The sequence below is a fragment of the Salinisphaera dokdonensis CL-ES53 genome (genome assembly GCF_040361215.1).
Lineage (GTDB): Bacteria > Pseudomonadota > Gammaproteobacteria > Nevskiales > Salinisphaeraceae > Salinisphaera > Salinisphaera dokdonensis.
On record NZ_APND01000004.1, the window covers coordinates 233,919 to 258,226 of the forward strand.

Sequence of the window (24,308 nt, forward strand, 5' to 3'; positions counted from 1 at the left end):
AAATAATGACCGACGCTCGGATCATGACATGGGTGGGCCTAGTAATTTTTCTGGCGCTGGTTGCCATACTCGGCTACATCGGCTCGAAAAAGACCTCCACCATTGCCGACTTTTCTATCGCAGGCGCATCACTCGGGCCGGTGGTTCTTGGCTTGGCCTATGCAGCCACTTTCTTCAGTGCCTCGACATTTATCGGCTATACCGGCTGGGCATATGAGTGGGGTTTTTCCTCGCTCTGGATCTTTCTGACGCTGATAGCGGCGTCACCGCTAGGCCTCATTGTTATCGCAAAGCGCGCCCGTGCGATGAACATAACCCAAAAATCGCTTTCGCTACCTGACTGGCTCGGCGATCGTTACGACAGCGATTTCGTCCGTGTAGGCGCAGCTTTGATCTGCCTGTTCAACATCTTTTATATCGCCGCACAGTTCGCCGCCGGTGCCTGGATTTTCAACACGCTGCTTGGCTTGCCCTACGACGTGGGCGTCGTGTTTATCGCCGTTATTGTCGTCGCATACGTATTCGGCGGTGGCTCCTATGCAGATATCTATACCGATGCTGCACAAGCGCTCCTCATGGTCATTATGGGTTTGCTGGTGTTCTTTTCGGTGTTCTGGATGTTCGATGGCGGACTTACCTCCGCAATGACCCAGATATCGGAAACGTTGGGCGAACGCGACCCGAACCTGGTGGCCGTAACCAACCCGGATTCGATTGTCTTCTATTCGATACCGGCCATCATTGGGGCTTTCATCATTCAGTTCGCTTTCGCGGCACAGCCTCAGCTTTTCAATAAGGTGTTGGCACTGAAAGACCCGAAGGACATGCGTCGCATGATCCTTGTCTACATCGTCGCCGCTCTGTGCTTCCTGCTCGTAATTTTCGGCGGCCTGTACGCAGCCGTGACGGTCGATGTCGAAAATCTTGATAAGAGCTTGTTGAGCTATGTGACAGTCGCCTTCCCGCCCATCGTATCTGCGTTTCTTGGACTTGTGATCATCGCCGCTGCGATGTCGACTACGGACGGCATTTTTGTGGTGATGTCCACCATTGTCGCGAACGACATCTACCTCAAGTTCTTGGTCCGCCGCGGCTATATTAAGAAGTCTCAGGCAGAAGCCGAACAAACAGCGCTATGGCTATCTCGGATATCAGTGATCGTGGTTGGTGTAATCGCATCACTGATCGTTTTCAACCCGCCGGAGTCAATCGGCATGTTCATCTGGATTGGTATCTCCGGCGTTGCGTCGGGCACCCTTGGCCCTTTGCTCGCTAGCTTGTTCTTCCCCGCCATGGCTACGCGAATGGCAGCCTCCTGTTCTCTAGTTGCCGGGCTAGTGTCTTATCTAGCGATCTTGGTCTCAGGTGCGATTAAAAGCACTATGGCTGCAGGATCTGTTGGGGTCGTTATCGGCCTAGCAGTCATGCTGGCGGTTGGCTACGCGACGCGACACCATCTCACCAAACAAGAGGGCTAATCATGTGGGTCAATGAAATGATGACGATCTGGCTGTATGGAACCATAGGCGCATTGCTCGCCAGCGCGATTAGCCTCGCTATCTGGTATCGCAACTGAGATCAGGCGCATCGCCAAGCCAACTGAAAAGTCGCGGCGGTTTCGTGGTCAATGCTGTTCTATACGGCCCAAATTGGCCAAGATTCCGCCGCTAAATAATTGCTCGTTGCTAGAACCTATGGCCGCACATTAAGCCGGCGTGCCTAAAGGGTCGACTCTCTGTTTACCCGGGTTAACTGCTGATAGGTATAGTCTCCTCTAGCACGTCAACCGACATGTGCTTGTTCGATCAATCCCGGGGCTGCTCGCTATTCGAACGCTCCGGAGATCGTCGCTCTTTGGTCATCCGTGCAACTCTCGCCGCCTACAACTTCGTCGGATTGGCCGGATTTGAGATGGATGTCGAACTGCCTACCATCAGGCGAGCACGGTGGCCCGGAAGCATTGCAGTTCAAGCATTTCTATATTCGTCCGCAAGCGATTCGTCTACCGGGGAGGTAATCAAGCTAACAGCGACGAAGATAACCAAGTTGCACAGTAGCCCGAGGAAGCCGGCGTTCATGTCCCACAGCGTTTGGTCGGCCACAATCTGGTAGTAATAATTCACGCCGATTCCGACGATGAGCCCGCTGATTGCCCCGGCAGCGGTTCCGCGTTTCCAGATCAACGCCCCGTAGACAGCCGGCACGAACTGGGCGATCGAGCCGTATGCGCCGACCAGCAACGCGATAATCCCGGCTGCACCGAAAATCGATAGCCAGTAAGCAGCCGCGCCGATCCCAACCACAGCCAAGCGCATGATCCAGATCTGGGCACGCTCAGACAGACCGGGCACTAAGGCTCGGCAGATATCGCGCCCGAAGGACACCGAGCCACCATGGGTGATGGCATCCGACGAGGACATCGCCGCCGCGAGCGAACCCGCGCCAATTAGCCCATAGAGCCAACCGCTCGCACCGAGTTCATTGGTGATCAAATAAGGCAGCAGTTCGTCCGAACTGCCGAGTGCATCAGGTTCGACCACACCGATTCCGGCGAACCCCACGAACAGCACTGGCACGAGAAAAATCCCGAACAGGGGAAAGGCGAGCGTCGTCAGTTTGATGCGCTTTTCGGTCGTGGTATAGGACTTCGTGAATAGATGGGGCCACATCAGAAAACCCAGCGCCGAAACGACGATGACAGTCAGGAAAGCCATCGAGGACATCGGTGAGCCGTCCCGTCCGATAGTCAGGAAATCCGGCCGCTCGGCGGCGATCGCCGTGAACATGTCGGTCGGACCGTCGTGGAGCGTATTCACCAGATAGAAGCCGACCGCCCAGGCGACGATCAGCATCAGTGCGCCCTGAAGTACATCGCTCCAGGCCGCCCCGCGCACCCCGGAACTGGCCACGTAGACCACCACGATCCCGTAGGCCAGCAGCGCGCCGAACCAGTAGGGGATCGCACCCTCGGTCAGAATATTGAAGATGAAGGCCATGCCCTTGATCTGCAGCGTGAGGTACTGAATGAAGGCCAACACCGATATGACGCCGATCAGAACCGTAAGCGCACGCGATCGGTAGCGATCACCAACGAATTCGCCGAGCGTCACGAAGTTCTTGCGCGCGCCGATCCGCCCTACCTTGGGGCCCAGCACGTACCAGGGCAGAATGCCGAGGGCGAGATATGCCGGCACAAAATACGCCGCGGCGCCCTGCGAAAACGCCATGCCAGGCCCACCGAGAAAGGCAAACGCGCTGAAGACAGTGCCGCCCATCATGAACCAGACCACGATGAAGCCGAGCCCACGATCGGCGACCGCATATTCGGACACCGACCAGAACGAACGCTTACGACCGGCGAGTAACCCGAGCGCGAATGCGAACGCCAGATAGACCAGCATGGCGCCGAGCGCGAAGACCCAGTTGCTCATTGCTGTTCTCCGCCGCCGTGTTCAAACAGATAGAAGCCGAGGATCGCCAGGAACGCGGCCAGTTCTACGAGCACGATCCAGAACAGATTGAAAGGCAACCCGAGCGTGATCGGCTCGACGCGGTCGGCGAAGGTGAACACCGGCACGGTCATCAGAAGCAAAGCCACGATCAGAAACACGATATAACCGCGGGTAGCCTTTCGTCGTCTGGTGGTGTTTTCCATTCTTCTTCCCCCTGTCTTGGCGGTACTCTGCCCTGCCTCAACGTCTAGGGCACTCAGCCAGATTCGGTGAGCGCCTCATGCGCGAGTTGAACGAACAGGTCTATACCTGGCGCCATGATGCGGTCGTTGAAGTCGTACGCCGGATGGTGAAGGCCGTGAGTATGGTCAGCGTCGCCGGAGCCGACATGGATATAGGCGCCCGGGCACACATCCAGCATGTAGGAAAAATCCTCACCGCCCATACACGGCGGGTAGTTCGGCGCCAGCGCGGCCTCGCCAAAGCGAGCCACGATGGCAGCCCGTGCTGTCGCCGTAGGTCCCGGATGGTTATATGTGACGCTGAACTTGTCCTCAATCGAGACTTCGATGGTCGCCCCATAGGTCGCTTCCAGACCGGCACAAAGGGTGCGAAGACGCTCGCGTAGCGCCTCGAGTGTCTCCGTATCGAGTGCCCTCAGCGTGCCCGACAAACGGGCCGTATCCGGAATCACAGCAAAACCGGCAAGATCCCCTGCCTGAACCGAACACAGACTGATAACCGCGGGTGCCAACGGATCGATATCCCGACCAACGATCGAGTGTGCCTGCGTGATCAACTCACCGGCGATACGTACCGGGTCGATGCAGCCGTGCGGATTCAACCCGCCGTGGCCACCGCGGCCATGAATCACGATATCCACGCGATCGCCGGCAGCCATGATGGGACCCTCGATCAAGCCGAACTGCCCTAACGGTAACCCAGGCCAATTATGCAGCGCATAGACGGCGTCCATGGGAAATCGTTCGAACAGCCCGTCCGCGATCATCGCGCTCGCCCCGCCAACGCCCTCTTCTGCCGGCTGGAAGATAAAGTACACCGTACCCACGAAATCCCGGTTCGCAGCGAAGTGCTCTACAGCGCCCAATAGCATAGTCGTATGGCCATCGTGGCCACAGGCGTGCATGCGACCGGCGACTCTCGAAGCATGGGGAACGCCGCTACTCTCGTGAATGGGCAGCGCATCCATGTCTGCGCGCAACCCAACACATTGGCTGCTACCGGTGTTATCCCCACATACCCATGCCACGATACCCGTCACACCGATGCCGCTTTCGTAAGCGACGCCGAGCTCGTCCAGGTATTGGCATACGCGGCCAGCGGTCGCCTTTTCCTCGAACCCGAGTTCCGGGTTCTCGTGCAATGCATGACGCAGGGTCAAAAGGTGGTTGGGCACTTCATCCAACATGGGATCCTCGGCCTTTGAGTTCTTGATCCAATTGGCTTGCAATACAAATTAGCAAGGTTGGAATACGATCTCAGTAAAATTAAACCGCATGAATATCTCTACCAGACAGGGGGCTATCGGACGAACTTATCGGCCTCTGCAGGATCCATACCGAGATTTTCATAGTGCGAGCGAACATTAGCGAGTTTGGTGAATACGTCCTCGTACCCTAACGCCTTGCCATAGGGATCGACATAGGTGTAGCCGCCAGTAACGTGAAATAGCGTCACCATCTCCGCGGACTCTTGGGGTACTACGAGCGTGTGTGTTTCCCCGGGCGGCTCGAACGCGTAATCGTTAGCACGCGCGACCCAGTCGTGCTCCAGGTAGTGCCAGGCCCCACGGAGCGTGAATGCGTGGACCGGCCCTGTATGCCGGTGTCTCGAAAGCACGCCGGCCTTGGCTACCCAAAGGATATTGACGTAAAAGCCCTGGCTCACCGACAGGATCAATGGCTTGAACCAAACATTCTCGTCTTGAACGATCCACTCCGGGTCGTCCTTAGATAATGTCTCGGGCAGTACAAGACCGCCACCAAGAAACACGTCGGGCCTCATGCCGAACGGCTGTGGCAGCTGGTACGCCACTGCGCTCCGATCACGATCATCTTTCATTTTTCTGCTCCTTTGCCAAATCCGGACCGGTTGGTCACGTCATGTACAAGCCGCCAGCCACGTCGATTGTTTGACCCGTAACGAAGCTGGACTGATCAGACGTGAGGTACAGGGCAAGATCGGCGACTTCTTCGGGCTGGCCAAGTCGCCCCATTGGGGTCAGCCGAACCTGTTCGTCGTTGATCGCCGGGTCCACGCCTCGAACCATAGGTGTTTCGATACGTCCGGGCGCCATCGCGTTTACTCGAACATTGTAAGGACCGAGTTCAGCTGCCAAATGCTTGGTAAAACCAATAATCGCCGACTTGGTCGCCGCGTAATGGCTCGCCACGATGGGCGAATAGGTACGACCGGCCACCGAGGACATGTTCACGATCGCGCCCTTCTGTCGCTGACGCATTCCTGGGGCCAAGAGGCGAATGGCGTTGAACGTACCGGTGAGATTGACGCCAACAACCCGATTCCATTCGGTCGGATCCATTTCCCAGATCCGGTGAGCTTGCCCCTCGTGCTTAGGCGATATGCCAGCGTTGTTGATTAGAACGTCGAATTCGTTTCGAGCCGGCGGGAGTTCGGCCAAGGCTGCCGCGAGTGCTTCATAGTCGGCCACATCTACAGATATCGCGTCAGCCAACGGGCCTCCAGTAGATCGAATCTCTTCGACAACTTCTTTTGCTTGGGTGGCCGACCAATCGGCTATCACGACCTCAGCACCTTGGTGTGCGAAGCCCAGCGCGATCGCCCTACCTATCCCTGCGCCGCCTCCGGTTACCAACACACGCCGGCCGAGATGTGATCCCTGATTGGACCTCGTTAGCTTTTTATCTTCAGACATAAGAGCACCCTAGATGCCGAGATAGGCTTGTCTTACGTGATCATTCTCGAGCAGCCTTTCGGCAGCGTCTGCCATCGTGACGCGCCCGTTATCCAGCACATAGCCACGGTTAGCAGTCTTCAAGGTTTGGTAGACGTTCTGCTCCACAATGAGCACGGTCACGCCGGCTCGACTAATTTGTTCGATCACCTCGAACACCTGCGACACGATGATCGGCGCAAGTCCCAAGGAAGGTTCATCGAACATGAGCAGTCGCGGTCGGGCCATCATCCCGCGCGCGATCGCGACCATCTGTTGCTCACCGCCCGACAGCGACTCCGCACGCTGTGCCAATCGCTCTCCGATCCTGGGAAACATGCCGACAACATCGTCGAGGCGCGCACTTTGACCTGCCTGAGCCCCCTTGCGATAAGCGCCCATCAGAAGGTTTTCCCGGACCGTCATCTCTGGAAAAAGCTGCCTTGCCTCCGGTATGAGCGTGATGCCGAGGTCTACGATTTGATGCGACGCCAGGCCGCCGATCGGTTGGCCCTCGAAGCTGATCTCGCCCGCCGTAGGTTCAATGAGCCCGGAAATGGTCCGCAAAGTTGTCGTTTTGCCCGCGCCATTACCGCCCACAATGGTGACGATCTCACCTTCGTCGACTTCGAGAGATACGTCGTCGAGTACATTGACATCGCCATATCCAGCCCTGACGTTATGCAGCTTCAGCATCGACTGACTCCTTGCCTAGATAGGCCTCGATTACAGCTTCATCGCGGACGACCGCATCCGGTTCGCCCTCTGCGATGACCTCGCCTGAATTGATTACGATGACCCGGTCCGACAACGACATAATCGCTTGCATGACATGCTCAATAGCGATAATGCTCACACCGGTATCGCGAATCTCACGGATGAGCTCAATCGCTTGACGCAAATCTGCCCGGTTGATGCCAGCCATAGCTTCGTCGAGCAGTAGCACGCGTGGTTCCATCGCCATTACCCGTGCAATTTCCAAGCGTTTTAGAGCGCCAACGGGCAATCCTCGTGCTTCGTCGTCAAGATGGCGCGAAAGGCCCATGCGTTCAGCCATCTCACGGGCCGCGCGGCGGGCATCTGCGACACGCGGATGCCGGTGGAACGCGCCCACCATGATGTTTTCTTCGACTGTCATAGCTGCGAATGGCTGTACGATCTGAAAGGTTCGCCCGAGCTGAAGCCGCGCAAAGTCGCCCGGACTTGTCGGACTCCGGAACTCGCCGTCGGCGTCGCGAAGCAAGACCCGCCCGGAATCCGGCTTGAGAAAGCCGGAAAGCATATTGAACACCGTGGTCTTGCCAGCGCCGTTGGGTCCGATCACGCCCAACACTTCGCCTTCCCGCAAGGTGAAGGACACGTTATTGGTTACATGCAGGCCACCGAAATGCTTGTCGAGATTCTCTGCCTTAAGAACCGCCCCACCTATCGCAGGGCGCTCGACAGATTCAGCGGTTCTGGGCGCGCCTTCACTTGCGCCAGGCGCCGTAGCGCGCTTGCGTACGAGCTTCCCAAGCGCACTCATGATGCCGTCGGGCATGAACAAAACGGCGAGTACAAGCACCGTGCCGTAAACAAACCCATGGAGGCCTAGTGCTTCGGCTCCGAGCCAGCCGCGAGCCAGTTCAGTAAGAGGCACCAGCAGAATAGTGCCGACAAGCGGCCCGAAGATGGTGCCGATGCCGCCAATAAGCGCGAACATCGCAATCTGAATCGAGAACGTGAGCGAAAAAACCGAACTCGGCTCGATGAAGGTTAGGTACATCGCGTGGAATGTGCCGATCATTGCGGTGAGCGCGGCTGAAACTGCCACAGCTAGCAGTCGCATCCGCACTGTACCTATTCCCGCCGATCGCGCCGCCGATTCACGTTCGCGCGTAGCGACCAGATAAAATCCGAAGCGATGCCGCCGTAGGCCCCAGGCGACGGCAAGCGTGGTCAGCATCAGCCCGAACGCGATGACCAGCGAGGGCAGACGATCCCGAAATATCATCCACTGCCAACCCGTTTCGAGCGGCACCATCATTCCGGTGGCGCCGCCCGTGATATCGCCGAAATGCAGTGCTAGTACACGGAAGACCTCGAGGAATGCGATTGAGGCCAGCGCGAAAAATGGCCCGTGGAGGCGAAAACAAGGATAGCTAATAGCCACAGCCACCAGCGCGGCGATGCCCGCCCCCGCAAACATACCGATCCACGGCGTGATACCGGCGCTAACCAGCAGCATGCCTACATACGCCCCGATGCCATAAAACACGGCGTGGCCCAAAGACAGCTGTCCGGCATAGCCCCCGACTATGTTCCATGCGGTAGCGAGGCCCGCAAACATGCAGATCGTGATGAAGATGTGATAGACAAAGGCATCGCCTATCGCCATCGGGATCACCAGTAACGCCAGCAACACAAACATAAGCAGCACAGGGCCGGCTCGCCGGTGCATTGCTGGCGACAGACTAATGTAATTCTTCATTTTGTCAGCCTCATGGAGAGACGTGCGAAAGATTCCGAGCGGTACCGAATAGCCCGGACGGGCGCAGAATCAAAACCAGGAGGAAGATCCCAAATACCGCTACTTCCTTGAGATCCGATCCCCAGTAGTAGCTGGCGAATGCATCCACTAGCCCGACAATAAGTGCGGCCACAAACGCACCGGTGATACTGCCGAGACCACCCATCACGACTACAACAAAGGCGATCAGCACGAAGTAAGTGCCAATGTTCGGCGACGTTGGATAGAGAGGTGCGACCATCACAGCGGCAAGGCCAACACATGCCGCACCAAGGCCGAATGTAAACGCGTAGATCCGCGACACGTTGATCCCCATCAGCCGTGCTGCAGCCCGATTTTGAGCAGTTGCGCGGATCGCACGCCCGAGACGGGTGCGCGACAAAACGAGTTGAAGACCGGCTACTAGGCCGATAGCGGTCACGAAGATCACAAGTTGACCGAGCAATACGCCACTGGAGGCAAGGCTAATTCGAGTGCGTAGACCGGACGACGGCGTAGATGCGATGTCCGCACCAAAGACCAGCAGCGCTAGGTTAATCAGTGCAATCGATAGGCCGACCGTGGCAAAGATCTGCACATGCTCGTCGGAATTTTGCAGCCGCTCAATTATGAGCTTTTGAGTCAAAGCCCCCAGCAAGAACAGGCACGGCAGCACCCCTACCACCGTTAGGTACGGATGCACCTCGAGTCGAGTCGTCAGCAAATACACGAGATACATACCCACCATCAGAAATTCGCCGTGGGCAAAGTTGATCACGCGCGTGACGCCGAATATCAACGTCAATCCGACGCTCACGATTGCGTATAGGCCTCCGAGCATCAGCCCGTTGACCAGAATCTGTAGCACGATATCCATCGCTCACCCCTGGATGCGCCGAGAGCATGCGATCATGCCCTCGGCGATACATCTCATTGATTGACTTGCAGCTCGGCAGTTGCGGCCTCTTTGGGAAACACGGTTACGAGTTCCCCGTCCTGCCACTGCATGCCCATCATTTGGGCGCGGGTGTTCTGATTGTTCTCCCCGAACTTCACCCCGTATCCGGCAGCGGTTTCACCCATCGGTATATCGATGGCTTCCACGGCCGAAAGAATGGTGTCGGCTTCAAATCCGTCGGCGTTATCGATGGCGTTGAGGATAGCCATCGCACCAGCGTAGTTGTTCAGCGAATGGCCCGAGCGCGGTGACTCGCCGTACTTCGCCTTGTAGTCAGCAACGAACTGTTTGACGCCTGGCGCAAACTCCGGATCAACGTTGTACTGGGTGAAATCCACGTCCAGCACGCCATCAATTGCGTCGTGGCCTACCGCTTCGGCAGTCGGCTGCATCGAGTATCCGCCACCACCACCGATGATGGCCTTGGGCTTGTAGTTCGCCTCACTCGCCTGGCGAAGGAACAGGACCGTATCGTTCTGATAGGACGTCTGCAGCACAATGTCGACGTCTTCCTGCTTCAGTGCGAGAACAATCGATGACATGTCGACCGTGGAAGCCGGATAGGACTGCTCGGAGACAATGTCTAGGCCGCTTTCCTCGGCGAACTGGCGCTCGAACTGGGCCACGGAGGTGCCGTAGCTCGAGTCCTCGTGAATCAGCCCAATACGCAGGTCATCTGGCTCTACACCCAGCTTCGGTGATACCGCTTGTTCGATCATGTCGATGATCGTGCGTGCCATGTCCTTGGCAGTCGGATTCGTGCGGTACAGGTATTCCAGCCCACGATCTGTAACCTGCTGGGACACCGCGCCCAGTTCAAAATAGGGCATACGGCTAAGCTCGGCCACTTGGCTAGCGGCGATGACGCGAGAAGACGAATACGTGCCGAAGATCGCTTTCACGCGCTCTCGTGATATCAGACGGCGGGCCTCACCAATCGCCTGGTTGTTATCGACCGCGTCGCCGCGCACGAGCACGACTTTTTCGCCTTGCACACCGCCGGCTTCATTCACCTCATCCACGGCCAATTCGAGACCGCGGGCGCTTTCCTCGCCGAGCAGCGCAAGTTGACCGCTGAATGGATACAACGCGCCGAATTTAACTTCCGCGTGGGCCGAACCCACTCCGAGCACGCCTAGCACCAGCAGCCCGGCAAGCGCTCCGGGCAGGCGTTTAAATATCGTTACATGTGACATTGTTATCTCCTCGATCGCAGGGGCGGTGCCCCTTTATTTTTTTGGAATCTTTTAGAACTTTTCGTCTAGGTTGTCGCTGCCCGCAAAGCCAGTAATCGGCGGGTAGGCACGTTCGTCCGTCACAACGTCCAGCACCGTCACGCTATCTGTTGCCAAGGCCTGCTCAAGTGCAGGCCCGTAATCTGCTGGGTCCTCGATACGCACGCCATTACAGCCGCATGCACGCGCAATTGCGGCGTGGTCCACGGCCGTGAACTCGCACACATCGGTATAACGTCCGTGCAGCACCTGCTCAGAATGTTTTTGATAGCCCAGAATCTGGTTGTTGAGTACTGTTATGACTACCGGAAGCTGCATACGGCGCGCGGTCTCTAACTCGGCCCACACGTGCCCAAAGCCGCCGTCGCCGGTCAGACAGAACACCGGACACTCCGGTCGAGCGGCCTTCACGCCGAGCGCGAAGGGCAGCCCCCAGCCGAGTCCTGCGAGGCCGCGCGGCGTTATGAAGCGGCTGCCGCGTTTCTTGCAAGTCAGAAAATTGGAGACCCAAATCGACGCGTAGCTCGCATCGGCAACGACAAGCATGTCCGATGTAAGCAGCGCGTCGGCATCACGCATCAGTCGCTCAGGACGAATTGGGCGGGCGTCATAGTCCACCAGCGCCTCGAGGTCTTCGTGCCAGGCCTTACGGGCGTCGGCTATGGTGCTTTCAAGCGACGCGCGAGCGCGTTCGCGCTCACCCAGATCCTGCCTGTCGAGCGCATCATCAAGAGCTGCGAGTGTCAGTTTGGCGTCGCCTACGAGGCGAATACTTTCGTAGTTACGGCCGACTTCCTGACCGTCTATGTCCAAGTGAATATATTTTGCGTTCGCGGGATACAACGACCAGCTATCAGTGCCATTCTGGTTCGTTCGGTTGCCGATAAGCAGAACTACATCAGCTTCGCTGACCAGAGCGCGAAGTGCCGCGGTACGACCGCGCCGGGCCATGAAATAGCCCACAACCCCAATCGACAAGGGATGTTGCTCGTCGATTGCGCCCTTGCCCATTGCTGTGGTGGCCACGGGGAAGCCGTGCTCCTGAATCGCTGACAGTTCGTCGATTGCCTGGGAAGCATGGATGCCGCCACCGGCAATGATCACTGGACGCTCCGCACTCGCCAACGCGCGGGCGGCGACCTCAACCTGTGCCGGTGCCGCGACCGTGCGATCGAGCGGGAAACGACCAAGTTCGGCTGAGCGCGCTACGCGAGCGGGCTCGCTTATCTCGTCAAGGACATCCACCGGTACCAACAGCACCGCCGGGCCACCGCGCCCTGAGGCCGCAGCAGTGAACGCCATGTCCACATAATCCTCAATACGCTCAGCGCGATTGATTCGCCGCGTCCATTTGCTCACCCCCTTGAAGAGCTCCAAGTGATCGAGCTCCTGAAAAGCGTTACGGTCGGTGTTAGGCCGTGCGACGTCCTGAACAATAGCCACCAGCGGCGTCGAAGCCGTCAGCGCTTCAGCCAATCCAGCCACCAGGAGCGTGGCCGCCGGCCCATTCTGGGCAGCAACCACGCCCACACGATTGGAAGCACGCGCATAGGCGTCGGCCATGGCCGCGCCGGCATTCTCGGTGCGGTAGCCAATCTGTCGCATGCCGTAATCGGGCGCCGCTAAAAAAAGTTTCGAGGGGATGCTTTGACCGAAGATTTCGGTCACGCCATGTCGGCTTAGCGCTGCAGCCAGGCGTTGCGCACCACTCTTCTGTTCGGACGCTGATCCATCCATGCTTTTCTCCTCCAGATTTTATTGGCCACCCCTAACGGGCGCTGGTATGACTGGCCTATTGGTTTTTCATCAAGAGCACGACTTTGCCGATGTGAGGCGCATCCATGCGCTCGTGCGCGGCGACAACATCCTCAAAGGCAAACGTGGAATCAATGACAGGACGGCACTTACCTGCCTGCCAGAGCGGTGCTACTTTTTGTTCGAGTGCGGCCGCGATTGCAGCCTTGTCTTCGATCGGGCGTGGTCGAAGCGTAGACCCCGTCAGCGTGGCGCGCTTGGGCATCAATCGCCGAAGGTCGATCCGCACGTCGTAGCCCTGCATGAGCGCTATCTGAACCAGACGTCCTTCGATGGCCAGGACATCCAGATTTCTATTGACGTAGTCACCGGCAACCATGTCGAGTACGACGTCAACACCGGCTCCGCCGGTATAAGACTTCACCTCATCGACGAAATCGGTGTCCCGATAGTTGATCGCAAAGGCGGCGCCAAGGCTTTCGCAGAATCGGCATTTTTCGTCACTACCCGCGGTCGCTATCACTTCAGCGCCCATCGCCTTAGCAAGCTGAATAGCCGTCGTACCAATTCCCGATGTCCCACCATGAACCAGCAAACGCTCGCCCTCTCGCAGCTGCGCGCGGTCGAAAACGTTCGTCCAAACGGTGAAAAAAGTCTCCGGTATTGCTGCCGCCTCAGTGAGCGTGAACCCGCGTGGCACCGGCAGCGCATTGCGCTCGTCGACGATCGCTTGGGTTGCATACCCTCCGCTCGGGACTAGCCCCATGACCAGATCGCCAACGCGATATCGCGACACCGCACTACCAACGGCGATGACTTCGCCAGCCATCTCAAGGCCCAGCACATCGGTGGCGCCCGGCGGTGGCGGATAGTCTCCGATCCGCTGCATGACGTCCGGCCGGTTTACGCCCGCGGCTGCGACTGAGACGAGCAGCTCTCGGTCGTTAGGAATCGGCACCGGTCGTTCTTCGTGCGTGAGCACATCAGGGCCTCCCGCAGAGGCCGCGACCACTACCCGCATCGATTCAGTTTGCTTCGTCATCAAATTGCCTCTGGGTGAACGATAATTTTCATCGCGTCTTTGCGACGCGCCCGCTCGAACCCATCGATTGCTTCTGAGAGGCCAACGGAATGCGTAATCATTCGTGCAAAGATGTCGGCGTTCTTGGACAGCACGTCGATCACACGCGGCCAAGCGTCGAAGTTCGTATCGTGCGCAGCGCGGATTTGCTTCTTGTCACGCACGAACGGTGTTAAATCGATCTCGACAGCGGCGCTGTGAATCCCGGCAACAACAAGAATTCCGCTAGACCGCAGATTACGCAGCCCGTCAGTGACCGACTGCGTTGCGCCCGTGGCTTCGATGACACGATCGACTTTGCGCTCGAACACTCGGTCCACCGCCGTATCCAAGTCTTCGTCGCGCAGGTCAACACAGTGCGCAATGCCCATCTCACGCGCCAGCCGTAGCCGCGAGTCATCGTTCATCCCGACAAGTAATACCGGGCTACAGCCCCGATGCTGCGCCAACCACGCCAGAGCTAACCCAATCGGCCCGGGTCCGAGCACCACGAGAGCGTCACCTTCGGCACATTCGCCAACGTCTAGAGCATTCTCGGCGATGGACAGCGGCTCACATAGGGCTGCCACATCCAGGTCAAGGTCGTCGGGCAGTCGAAAACAGTTCTTCGCAGGCACGTTGACGCGAGCCGCGAATCCACCATCGACATGCAGTCCAATCACTTCCCGCGACTGGCAATCCTGCGGCCTCCCGCGATTGCAGTGAAAGCAGTCACCACAGGCAGTAGTCGGCCAAGCGGTGACGCGGTCGCCGGGCTCGTACTCTGTGACATCCGACCCCACCTGAATGACGGTACCTGCGAATTCATGGCCGATTGTTACGGGCAACCGGTCGGTCATGAACTCGTACCCTGGCGTCCATTCGTAGACGTGCAGATCACTCCCACAGATACCTGTCGATGCGATCCGTAGTTGGACCTCGCTAGGCCGCGGCGCGGTGGGCTCCGGCACATCGACAACTTCTAGGCCGAACTCCGTGGATAGCTTTCGTAGCGCTTGCATTGATCTCCTCGCTACCGAGCTGTTGCGGCGCTACCAAAGCGCGATACAGCAGCTCGATGGGCTCATCATGTTATTTTTTATTTGTTATAACAGAGACTGGACAAGAGGATAAGACGATGTCAAGCACGCATAATGGGCGGACGACACAATCGAGCTTTTGGTAATGAGTGGAGTTCCAGCCTTTTCAAAGGTCGCAAAGGAAAACCTGAGCGACCTTGCCTATCAGCAAATGCGACGCGCCCTAATGCGCAGCGAGCTGGCTCCTGGAGAAATACTCAGGCTCAGGCCTCTATCGCGCCATTTAGGTATCAGCATTACGCCAATACGCGAGGCCCTAATTCGAATGGTGTCGGAGAATGCCCTTCGCCTGGATAGCCGTGGCTCGGCTGTTGTACCGATGCTCGCACCAGATGAACTCAAAGAGATCCAAAAGCTACGCATTGCATTGGAGGGCGGCGCGGCAGAATGCGCGGCGGCCTTGATCACTGAACAAGAGCTTCACGAGTTGAGCGATATTCAGGACGAAATCAAACGTTGTCACGCTGAGCACGACTTTGGCCAAGCCCTGATCCTGAACGAGGAGTTCCACTTCGGCCTTGTGCGCGCGTCACGCCAGCCTATTACGTACCAGATCCTCGAGACGTTGTGGATGCGCTGTGGCCCGATCCTTAGTCATCTCTACGATGAAGGTGATTTACCTTGGGAGACGCATCCTCACGACACCGCCTTGGAGGGTCTCCGCGATCGAGACGGAGCCAAGGCGCGTGCCGCAATGGAGCGCGATATAGTGGAAGGTGGCAGACGTCTGAACGAGTTTGTCGAAAACTATTCCGATTGAATTGTTTATACCTTGGAAAAACGATTTGTTGAGCGGATAGCGATACACACTCAGATCCACGTACCCGTTCCGCTGATAGAAAGGCATACAGCCGGTTGCAAAACGGTTCGCGGTGCTAACTTGGTTCCCTCCTCTTTCGCCGATCGATCCCTAGCGTGCTTTGCCCTGCGCTAACAAGGCCTCTCAGGCCTAGGCTCTAATTTGCCGCACGCCCTGCCCTTGGTGTGTTGCGTTGCGTATTCGTTCGTATCACACGTGGCTTAGCCATCATTGCTAAGCCACGCCTTTGACAACGTGACGTGTAGGTACCAGGCCGTGTGTAGCCAGGCGAACACTGAGAGCAGCGGCGCCACTTCGCTAGTGATCACCGCCATCGTCATCGGGATCAAAAGTCCAAACGTGACCGCGGCGTCGTAGCGTTCGCGCGCTCTGGTAGCGAGCATCTTGCGCAGCGCTTCCAGCGGCTGATCACGACAGAGCATCATCATCTGGGGGAGATGCACGCAGGCCCGTATATGTCCCGCCCAGGCCATCATCGCCGCGCCGGCCGTGGCGTGGATCACAAGGTCATCGGTATAGACACTGCCCGGCAGTGACGGCCCCTCGAAACCGAACGCCAGACTGAAAACGAAGTCGATCGCGGCCAGCAATAAGACGCCGAAGAAGACGTTCTTGCCCACCTCGGCGCGCACGAACGTCCAGCGCTGAGGCAGGCGGCTGCGTGCGTTCTCGTTCTGGCGCCGACCTTCGGTATGGATCAGCAGCATGCCGGCCACCACGACCGCGACATAGCTCATCGCTGCGAGCAGATACATCGCCAGCAGCCCACCGATGCCCTGGGGCACGAACCACAGGGTCATGGCATAGACCGGCCCGACCACCACAGCAAAAACAGCCAGCAGAAGGAAGGATTCAGGTGCGCGCACGGCCGCGCGCTGAAGTGCGGTCGTATGGCTGGAGAGTACCGAGGCCAGGCCCGCGCTGTGCGGCGGCAGTTGTCGAGTTTTAGCGGTCATAGCGGTTTCTTGGGTCTGGTTTTCAGGTATCAGGTGAACGCCGCCTGACGGGTGTTCTCAGGCGCAGGCGGCGGCTTGCGCTCGATGCTCTGGTGAAACGGCGGCAGCGAGTCCAGCAGCTGCTTGCCGTAGCGTTTGGTCACGATCCGGCGATCGAGCAAGGTGATGCGCCCCTGATCGGTCTCGCAGCGAATCAACCGGCCACAGGCCTGAATCAGCTTGAGCGAGGCATCCGGCACGGCCATGGTCATAAACGGGTTCTTGCGGTGCTTCTCCAGCCACTCGGCGCGCGTGGCCTCGATCGGCGAGGTCGGCGGCGCGAACGGCAGCTTGGCGATGATGACGTGCTCGCAGGCCGAGCCCGCCAGATCCACGCCCTCGGCCATGCTCGCCAGTCGGAAGATGACACTGGCTTTGCCGGCGGCGACCGCCTTGCGATGACGGGCGACCAGCGTGTCGCGGCTGAGCTTGCCCTGACACAGCACCTGCTTTTTCTGCGGTGCTGGCAGGCTCTTGTAGACGGCGTTGAGCTGATACCACGAAGCGAACAGCACCAGCGTCCCGCTCGAACAGTGCGCCAGTAGCGACGGCATCATCGCCTTGATCTCCTCGGTGTGTCCGTTCGCCTGGCCCCCGTCGTGCTTCATCCACGGCACGCGCAGTTCGGCGATCCGCGGATAGTCGAACGGCGAAAGCAGGCGCAGATACTGGGTACCGTCGCTGCCGCTCAAGCCGGCCTTGGCCCGAACGCGCGACCAGCGGTTGAGCGAGGTCAGCGTCGCCGAGGTGATCACAGCCCCTGCGCACTTGTCCCAGAGCATCGTGCGCAGCATGGGCGCGGCCGTCACCGGCGCGGCCTCCAGCCAGAGTTCGTTGTTGTCGTGCTCGGCCCAGCGCGCGATCGGCGGTGCATCATCGGGTTGCTCTGTCTTGAGCAGACGCAGCAGACGCAGATCGTTCTCCAGCAGACCGGAGAGCTTGCCCATCTCCGGGCCCAGCACACGCGCGATTTGCTGAGCGCCCGCGCTGCCTTCCTTGTCGTCGAGTTCTTCGGCCATGTCGTTGGCCACTTCCCAGAGCACCGCCATCTCGGCGTGCAGCGCGTTGGCGGCCTCGCGGACCGGCTCGGGCAACTTGCCGTGCGGCGCGCGATAACGAAACAGCTCGTCACGATCCTGGGTGAACGTAAGCTCGCCGTAGGCCACACCAAGGGCCTTGAGCGCCGATTCGGCGTCCTTGGCCGGCTCGCGGATATCCGGGCGTGCGATATGGGCCGGCAGCTTGGGCAGCAGCCGCTGTAGCGATCGCACATGCTCACGCATGGCACCGATCGAGCTACGGGCCGAGCCGTGCTCTACGGCCTTCTCCGGCAGGTGATGGCCCTCGTCGAAGATATAGAACGTGTCCTTTGGATCGGGCAGTACGATGCCGCCGCCAAGAAAGACATCGGAGAGCACGAGATCGTGATTGGCCACGATGACGTCGGCCTCGCGCATGTCCGCACGCGAGCGATGAAACGGGCATAGGCCGCGCGGAGCGCACTGATTCGGGCCGGTGCAGCTGTGCGGCGTGCTCGAGATCGCCGACCACAGGCGCGAATCGATGTCCTCATCGAGTTCGTCCTTGCAGCCATCCCATTCGCCTGTGGTGAGCTGAAGCTGGAGATCGGCGAGCAGCGCGCTTTGGTCTTCATTCGGGGTGAAGCCGCCCGTGTTATCCGGCAGATCGGCGTCGGGGCCGAACATATCGGCATGGCCACCGCCCTGGGCGAGTGCAGTCTCAATCCGGAACGGACAGGCATAGCGCGAACGGCCCTTCGCCATTACCGCGGTGAATTGCAGACCGGAATACTTGGCTAGCGCAGGCAGCTCATTGCGCATCAGCTGGCTTTGCAGCGCAGTGGTGGCCGTGGTCACGATCAGGGACTTCTTGCGGGCCTTGGCAGCCGGGATCGCCGGCAACAGATAGCCCAGCGTCTTGCCGGTACCGGTCTGACCCTCGATCGCGATCAGCGGCGATGCCGTACCGCCCAGGAGCGTGTAGGCAATCGCGTCGATCATCTGGCACTGGCCTTCGCGCTCTCGAAAGCCGGGCATGGTCTGCACGACCTGGGCGTGTGCGTCATGGATCTCGGCGAGCGGCGTCTCGATGGATTCGTTGTCGGTCTTGTCGTCCATTGCCATGTCCTTCGAATTAGGGGCTGCCCGCCGGGCGGCTTCGGGGTTGAAGCCGCCCAGCGTCAGCGAGGCGTGCCGATGACGAGGCAATCCGGTCAGATCACGCAGGCGGAGGTGCTGTGTTAGAGCGAACCCACTCTCTGACTGCTGGCGGTTATTCGGCTATGTGGACCGGGACACCCTCCAGCTTGTCCCACCCCGGTTAGCGGCTGGGGCCGGCCTGTTGTTGCGTTGATGGGTTCCATTCTCCACGGCCGCCGGAATGTGCAAGCCCCGTAAACGCGCATTTGTGCACGCGCTGATAAAAACCCGATGCGGTGGCTTCAGATGTAACCAGGTGCCGGTCGCGCCGGGCCTCGACATCACGAGATGGCGGTCGTGTGTGGACGCGTTGCCTGCGCCCTGTTCTGCCAGAACGGCAGGCGCTCTATCGCGGGCGTGTCTCGACCTCGGCATGGGAGAGGCCGAGCTGGTGAACGACGCGGACGGCGGCATCGATCGTCTTGAAGGTGCGGTAGGCGCCGGCGCCGGTCTCCACTACGGCCCATTCATTGCTGCCAAAGCGAATCACGATGATGTAGTCGTCATAGATCGGGCCGCGATTGACCTGGGCGCGGATCTTGCCGCGATAGAACGCGATCGCGGTGCGCAGATCGGAGAGTTTCATCGGGTCGGTCCGTGGTCGAAATTCCCGCGCGGAACTCGCTCGGGCGATCGGCGCAAAGCGTTTCAGGCGGTCGCATTTTTGATCAAAAATGCTTAAAAATTTTCTCAGATCAGCTCGCGCTGGGGCTTCGCTGCGTTGCCGTGCCCGCCGTACAGACGCAGGTGCTGGGCCGCCTGGCGTAGATAATCCGCCGCGGTGGCCATGGCGCATAGATCGGCGAAGGCCATCGGCTCGAGCGCGCCGCGCACGCGCGCGGTGTCGTTGCCGGCCGCGCCCTTGAGGGCTTGCTTGAGCAGCGCTTCAGGCACGGGGTCGTAGGTCTCGGGGGATTTCCACGCCATCAGAGCCACGACATCGCGTGCGCGCAGATCGGTGGCGATATCGCGTAGCAGGATCGCGCCGGTCTCGAGGGCCTGCTGATCCTCGCGCGTCTGACGACGCACGAATTCGTAGCAGGCGGCGTGTTCGGCCCGGGCCATGCCGGCGATGACCTCGGCCATGGGTGTGTCGTGGTTCATGTAGGCAGCGTGCGAGAAAAATCGATGCACATTGTGAGCCAGACCGGGCTCGGCCTGCGAGCCGTCATGCAGTGGCTGCGTCAGTTCGATTCAGGATTCGTATTCGCTCAGTGAATTTGCGCCAGAACGAGGGGCGGGCGCGCGCTGGCTGGTTACGATGTGCGGATTGCGTGGCAGGCAGGCAATCGCTTGGGTGAACCACTTCGATGACCAGGTGCTGCTCCCCAGCACGCGGGTCAGCTCGCACGTGCTCAGTGCGCAACCGTCGTCATCGTGCACTACGGCATACTCCATCAGCGTCAGACCCGGCCGCTTGGCCAGATCGGGCACCGGTGGGTAGTAGATATAAACCCCGGGGAGATGACGACTCTTCTCGCCGTAGCAGATCCAGTTGACGAGCACGGTCAGCTCGTTGCCCAGTGGTGTTGTGCCCTTGAGAAGTGTGTAGCCGCGCACGTCGGCGACGACATCCACGCCGTCATCGGCGAACGCGTCAGGCTCCTTGCCATCCATGGGCTCGTGGGCGCTCTCGACGTGACTCCAGGCTGTGAGTTCGATTTCCTTGCGGGTCAGTTCAAGCAGTCTTTGCATGGGTTGGTTCCTGTGCCATCGCACCCGAATCCGAGGGATCCATCGCCACCGCCTGACTGGCGCGCCAGTCGGCTTCGCAAATAGGCCGGCACTGGGCCGCTGTATCGCGGTAGCCCAGCGGCGGTCCAGGCGCGGTATCGCAACGACAAGCGGTCAAGAGCCACTTGCCACGACAGAGCCCGGCTCAGACTGTGTATCACCCTCTTTCGGATGCTTGGAAATACTCTTGAGCAGGTAGCCATTCATGCACGTACAGCCGTGTCGGGGTTGTAGAACGGTGGAGGTAGTGCATAGGGGCGTAAACGGCTGCATTTCGTCACTTTTCGCCAGTTGCGAAGGGAGGACGATGCAAACGTAGAACAGGTCGCGGAATCCGCAAGGCGCCCCTGGTTATCAAAGTCTGCAGCCGTATGGGACAAATTGCCGGGCGGCTTCGGTTATCACTCGAAGCCGCCGGGCGTGAGACTACGTGCCGATAATGAGGCAAACGGTCAGATCGCGCGGGCGCAGGTGCCGTATTAGAGCGGGCCCCTCTCTGACTGCGGGTGGTTATTCGGCTATGACGACCGGGACACCGCCAGCTTGTCCCACCCCGGCTAACGGCCGGGCCCGGCCTGTTGTCGCATCGATCTGATCTATTCTCCTCGAGCGCGGCATCCTGCAACTTGAGTGCTTGCGAATCACTTCGAGAGTGCGATGGTCTAAATGACTACCACAGGGCGATGGGTCTCAATCTGTCGGTATTGCGCGGACCGACAAGCTTTTCGGGTCTCGGACCTCGACATCAGGATGCTTCAGAAGAGCACCACGAAGCTCTGTAGTCATTACCTGAGCATCGCCGAACTCTGAAGCTGCGTGCCCGACCAGGTATTGCGGTACACGAATCCAGTCGCCCTCGACTTTGCACGGCTGACCAATACGGCCCGTGCCCTCGCGCACGGTCGCTAGGAGCGCGGCAACGCACCGATCCAGCGGCTCGTTCGTGCTCGACTGGACAGCGCCGTGGGCAACGACGGCCGCCTGGTCAGACATCGACGGCTTCTTCTTGCCTCGCTTACGCCGGCCCCTATTCTTTGGCACCTGGCTATCGTCGGGCCACGCCGCGTTCTGGTCAGACTTACCCTGCCCCGCCTGGATTGCTTCGACGGTAAGCGCTTCCTGCTCTTGAGCCCTCGTCTCCTGGGCTTCTTGCGAAAGCACCGTCGTCTCTCGCCCGTGCCGATCAAGGATCAGGGCCGAAATACGTGGGGTGAGCATGATGCCTTTGCGTCCATTGAAGAACCGCACGATGACCAGTGAGCTCATTGGATCGGGTACGACGATGCCTTCGTCACCGAGCAAGCGCTGCACTTCGGCCGGTTGCGCGGCCAGTGCCGCACCCTCAGGGTAAGCGATGACAACCTGACCGTTGTGCTCGAATAGATGTTTGCCCCACTCTCCTTCTGCAAAAATCCTTTCCAACAACAGATCAGCGTGGCCCGCATCGAAACGAGACCTCGTTGGCCGCTCCATGATGGCTGGCGACGCCAAGTGAGGCTCTGGGACCGCTGCGTCATCAACTCTGGCGATCGTTTCGGCACCCGATTGTTCGGTTTCCCCGCCCGCTAGCGTATCCATGACCTGGGCAGGTATAGATAGTGGCTCGACATCCAGCAGGAGCTGGGGACTGCTCAGCCGGAGCATGAGTAGCGATTGCGGGGTGGCGCCGGTAAAGGACACAGAACACATGCGCCAATACCGATAGGTCGTACTGTGGGTTTCCCGCGGACTGGCCAGCGCACGGTCGATCAGTACGTCGGCCATGGCATCCGGATCACGCGGTACACCCGGAACCTTGTCCTGACTTAGCAACTTCGTGACGTCTTCTACAGCCGCATGCCAGACGATGTGCAAGTCTCCGTTTAACATCCATAGGCGAGCGCCCTTCTCGTTAACTTTCCACTGTCCGCTCTTGACTAGCCGACGCATCGCGTCGAGAAGATAGCGTTCCACCGGGACTCCATGCGACACATTTCCCGGGGTCGGCTGGCGCCGCATATCGCGTTCTACTGAGGCGGAGTCAGCATGTCTTACCAGACGAGCGATATGCCCTGGGTCTGATGTCCTATGCAGGACCGCACTCATCATCGCCTGCATGATCTCCGGGCCCATACTGCCCAAATAGGTCCGGATCTCTGTAGTCAGCACCCGATCCAAGACAAGCGCGCTCATCATTTCGTGCTCGCTTTGCCGATCGGGGTGCCAGCTCAAAAAGTAACGGTCGATCTTGTGACGTGCGGACCAGTCAGCTATGGACTGCGAACAGCAGTCCCATCGGTGCTTGCCCGTGCTATCGGTGACCGAAACATCGGTTACCACCTTGCCGATGTCATGGGTCAAAGCTGCCATGCAGACTGCGAGACGCCAGCGAGGCTCCAACGCGAGACGCCGCTGGGGCACCTCGCGTGCCCCGAACACAACATCTTCGGACGAGCGTGTCGCCAGAAAGGCCACCTCAAGACCGTGGTGTAGAAGACCGCCCTCCCCGCGGTGATGATGCGCTTCGGAAGCAGGCAGCAGGTGAACAAAAGCTGCGTAGCGTTGAAGAACCGGCAGGACTAGTGCGTCGAAATCACTACGCTTGAACATCACCGCCTGATGGATCTGTTTTATCAGTTCGACGTGGGGCTTTAACAGCGTCGATTCTCGTACGGCTGGGATGCCCTTGGGCAGGGGTGGGTAGTGAGGGGCGTCAAGGTCAGCGGCCGTCATATCGGACGAAGAGCTGAATAAGGAGGCAATTTTCTTGAGCATGCTGAGTTCTCAGGTTGGTTGGCATGCTGTTTATTCTCGGTGTGGCCTCCGCAACCGTGCGGGCGATAAATGCCGATTTTTGACGCTTCTCATGAGCTGATCTGTACGCGTCGAAGCTCTCACTCTTACTCTATTCATCGTTGCGAGATCGTTCGGAGCACCTTGCCTACTGGTCAGATAGTCGGGTCTGAGACCCGCGCAGTCAGACAAATAGGCAGGTGCGATCGCAGCAGTTAGGCGAGAACGAGATTTGTCCGCCCTAGCCCCACTGCAGTTACTCACTTAACACGACTAACTGCTATGACTTTTCTATTCCCAGCTCTGATCATTTCCGTGGCCCTTGCCGCCGTATTAACCTTTCTGGGTGTCGATGCCCAGGCCGCGCTCGGCATGAGCGCTACGGTGTGCTTTGCGTTAAGGCTCTTCACATAACACTTGCCAAACGACAAGCCCAGCTCGGTCTGCCCTGAACTGGACTACTCGCTGCGTTCCAATACGAAACTATCCGCTTGGTTGCTAACTGACAGCTGGCGTCGCGCCTTGCTCGAAGGGAATTCGCGCTGTGTCTCAGCACGCAGCCGCTTCGCGATCGCAACCTGAATCGGCAGCAGAGGGTGAAATCCGGCCGCCATGCTGGCCAGCGCCTCGCTCTGTCCAAATTCGTCGAGATACGCCCGGGGCCGTTCAAGAAATCTAACGAAAGATGGGGCCCCGGGCACCTCGGTCAGCTGACACGCGTCGTAGACGGCGCGCCAGAACTCAGGGGTCTCGGTCACTGTGGAGTGGGTCATCAGCTTCTCGGC

The 24,308-nt window shown here is 59.0% G+C and carries 21 protein-coding genes; 2 read left to right on the forward strand and 19 right to left on the reverse strand.

All coding sequences use genetic code 11. The features are described 5' to 3' along the window. Nucleotides 1–5: 5 nt before the first annotated feature. Nucleotides 6–1,478 carry a sodium:solute symporter family transporter gene (locus SADO_RS13450; protein WP_353112245.1) on the forward strand — a complete coding sequence of 491 codons (1,473 nt, stop codon included), beginning with the start codon at nucleotides 6–8 and terminating at the stop codon, nucleotides 1,476–1,478. A 489-nt stretch (nucleotides 1,479–1,967) separates the two neighbouring features. Here SADO_RS13450 and SADO_RS13455 read toward each other — a convergent pair whose 3' ends face one another. From SADO_RS13455 to SADO_RS13510, 12 genes are all read right to left on the reverse strand, one after another. Continuing rightward, nucleotides 1,968–3,431, reverse strand: coding sequence for a sodium:solute symporter family protein (locus tag SADO_RS13455; protein ID WP_353112247.1), 1,464 nt, complete (start codon nucleotides 3,429–3,431; stop codon nucleotides 1,968–1,970). Further along, nucleotides 3,428–3,655, reverse strand: a complete 228-nt coding sequence (locus tag SADO_RS13460) for a hypothetical protein (RefSeq protein WP_353112249.1) — start codon at nucleotides 3,653–3,655, stop codon at nucleotides 3,428–3,430. Before SADO_RS13460 ends, SADO_RS13455 begins: the two co-directional genes overlap by 4 nt. Nucleotides 3,656–3,708: 53 nt before the next feature. Further along, nucleotides 3,709–4,881: an amidohydrolase gene (locus tag SADO_RS13465; RefSeq protein WP_353112251.1), complete on the reverse strand. Its 1,173-nt coding sequence runs from the start codon at nucleotides 4,879–4,881 to the stop codon at nucleotides 3,709–3,711. Nucleotides 4,882–4,994: 113 nt separating this feature from the next. Continuing rightward, a complete protein-coding gene (locus tag SADO_RS13470; protein ID WP_353112253.1) occupies nucleotides 4,995–5,534 on the reverse strand; it encodes a 2,4'-dihydroxyacetophenone dioxygenase family protein in 540 nt (179 codons plus the stop codon). 34 nt (nucleotides 5,535–5,568) lie between these two features. Continuing rightward, nucleotides 5,569–6,369, reverse strand: coding sequence for a 3-oxoacyl-ACP reductase FabG (gene fabG, locus SADO_RS13475; protein WP_353112255.1), 801 nt, complete (start codon nucleotides 6,367–6,369; stop codon nucleotides 5,569–5,571). A gap of 9 nt (nucleotides 6,370–6,378) precedes the next feature. Then, nucleotides 6,379–7,083 carry an ABC transporter ATP-binding protein gene (locus SADO_RS13480; protein WP_353112257.1) on the reverse strand — a complete coding sequence of 235 codons (705 nt, stop codon included), beginning with the start codon at nucleotides 7,081–7,083 and terminating at the stop codon, nucleotides 6,379–6,381. Further along, complete coding sequence (locus SADO_RS13485; RefSeq protein WP_353112685.1) at nucleotides 7,067–8,827, reverse strand: branched-chain amino acid ABC transporter ATP-binding protein/permease; 1,761 nt, start codon at nucleotides 8,825–8,827, stop codon at nucleotides 7,067–7,069. Before SADO_RS13485 ends, SADO_RS13480 begins: the two co-directional genes overlap by 17 nt. Before the next feature lie 40 nt (nucleotides 8,828–8,867). Next, a complete protein-coding gene (locus SADO_RS13490) occupies nucleotides 8,868–9,752 on the reverse strand; it encodes a branched-chain amino acid ABC transporter permease (RefSeq protein WP_353112259.1) in 885 nt (294 codons plus the stop codon). A 53-nt stretch (nucleotides 9,753–9,805) separates the two neighbouring features. After that, nucleotides 9,806–11,029 (reverse strand): ABC transporter substrate-binding protein, encoded by a 1,224-nt coding sequence (locus SADO_RS13495; protein WP_434547913.1) that lies wholly within the window; start codon nucleotides 11,027–11,029, stop codon nucleotides 9,806–9,808. A 51-nt stretch (nucleotides 11,030–11,080) separates the two neighbouring features. Further along, the gene (locus tag SADO_RS13500) at nucleotides 11,081–12,805 is read right to left on the reverse strand and encodes an acetolactate synthase catalytic subunit (protein ID WP_353112263.1); all 1,725 of its coding nucleotides are present in this window, start codon (nucleotides 12,803–12,805) and stop codon (nucleotides 11,081–11,083) included. Nucleotides 12,806–12,860: 55 nt separating this feature from the next. Next, the gene (locus SADO_RS13505; RefSeq protein WP_353112265.1) at nucleotides 12,861–13,865 is read right to left on the reverse strand and encodes an NAD(P)H-quinone oxidoreductase; all 1,005 of its coding nucleotides are present in this window, start codon (nucleotides 13,863–13,865) and stop codon (nucleotides 12,861–12,863) included. Next, the gene (locus tag SADO_RS13510) at nucleotides 13,865–14,905 is read right to left on the reverse strand and encodes a zinc-dependent alcohol dehydrogenase (protein ID WP_353112267.1); all 1,041 of its coding nucleotides are present in this window, start codon (nucleotides 14,903–14,905) and stop codon (nucleotides 13,865–13,867) included. Before SADO_RS13510 ends, SADO_RS13505 begins: the two co-directional genes overlap by 1 nt. A 163-nt stretch (nucleotides 14,906–15,068) precedes the next feature. Here SADO_RS13510 and SADO_RS13515 point away from each other — a divergent pair, with 163 nt between their 5' ends. Further along, nucleotides 15,069–15,743, forward strand: a complete 675-nt coding sequence (locus SADO_RS13515) for a GntR family transcriptional regulator (RefSeq protein WP_353112269.1) — start codon at nucleotides 15,069–15,071, stop codon at nucleotides 15,741–15,743. A 260-nt stretch (nucleotides 15,744–16,003) separates the two neighbouring features. On the opposite strand, the gene SADO_RS13520 is transcribed toward SADO_RS13515, so the two are convergent. The 7 genes from SADO_RS13520 to SADO_RS13550 all read right to left on the reverse strand — a co-directional run bounded on the left by SADO_RS13520 (nucleotide 16,004) and on the right by SADO_RS13550 (nucleotide 24,296). After that, nucleotides 16,004–16,759, reverse strand: a complete 756-nt coding sequence (locus SADO_RS13520; protein WP_353112271.1) for a hypothetical protein — start codon at nucleotides 16,757–16,759, stop codon at nucleotides 16,004–16,006. Nucleotides 16,760–16,788: 29 nt separating this feature from the next. Beyond that, nucleotides 16,789–18,936: an ATP-dependent DNA helicase DinG gene (gene dinG / locus SADO_RS13525; protein ID WP_353112273.1), complete on the reverse strand. Its 2,148-nt coding sequence runs from the start codon at nucleotides 18,934–18,936 to the stop codon at nucleotides 16,789–16,791. A gap of 427 nt (nucleotides 18,937–19,363) precedes the next feature. Further along, entirely contained in the window at nucleotides 19,364–19,603 is a 240-nt protein-coding gene (locus SADO_RS13530; RefSeq protein ID WP_353112275.1) for a hypothetical protein, read from the reverse strand. Nucleotides 19,604–19,707: 104 nt separating this feature from the next. After that, nucleotides 19,708–20,121, reverse strand: coding sequence for a hypothetical protein (locus SADO_RS13535; RefSeq protein ID WP_353112277.1), 414 nt, complete (start codon nucleotides 20,119–20,121; stop codon nucleotides 19,708–19,710). A gap of 90 nt (nucleotides 20,122–20,211) precedes the next feature. Next, nucleotides 20,212–20,712, reverse strand: a complete 501-nt coding sequence (locus SADO_RS13540; protein ID WP_353112279.1) for a hypothetical protein — start codon at nucleotides 20,710–20,712, stop codon at nucleotides 20,212–20,214. 729 nt (nucleotides 20,713–21,441) lie between these two features. Beyond that, complete coding sequence (gene mobH / locus SADO_RS13545; RefSeq protein WP_353112281.1) at nucleotides 21,442–23,505, reverse strand: MobH family relaxase; 2,064 nt, start codon at nucleotides 23,503–23,505, stop codon at nucleotides 21,442–21,444. Between the two features lie 476 nt (nucleotides 23,506–23,981). Next, complete coding sequence (locus tag SADO_RS13550) at nucleotides 23,982–24,296, reverse strand: hypothetical protein (protein ID WP_353112283.1); 315 nt, start codon at nucleotides 24,294–24,296, stop codon at nucleotides 23,982–23,984. Nucleotides 24,297–24,308 lie beyond the last annotated feature (12 nt).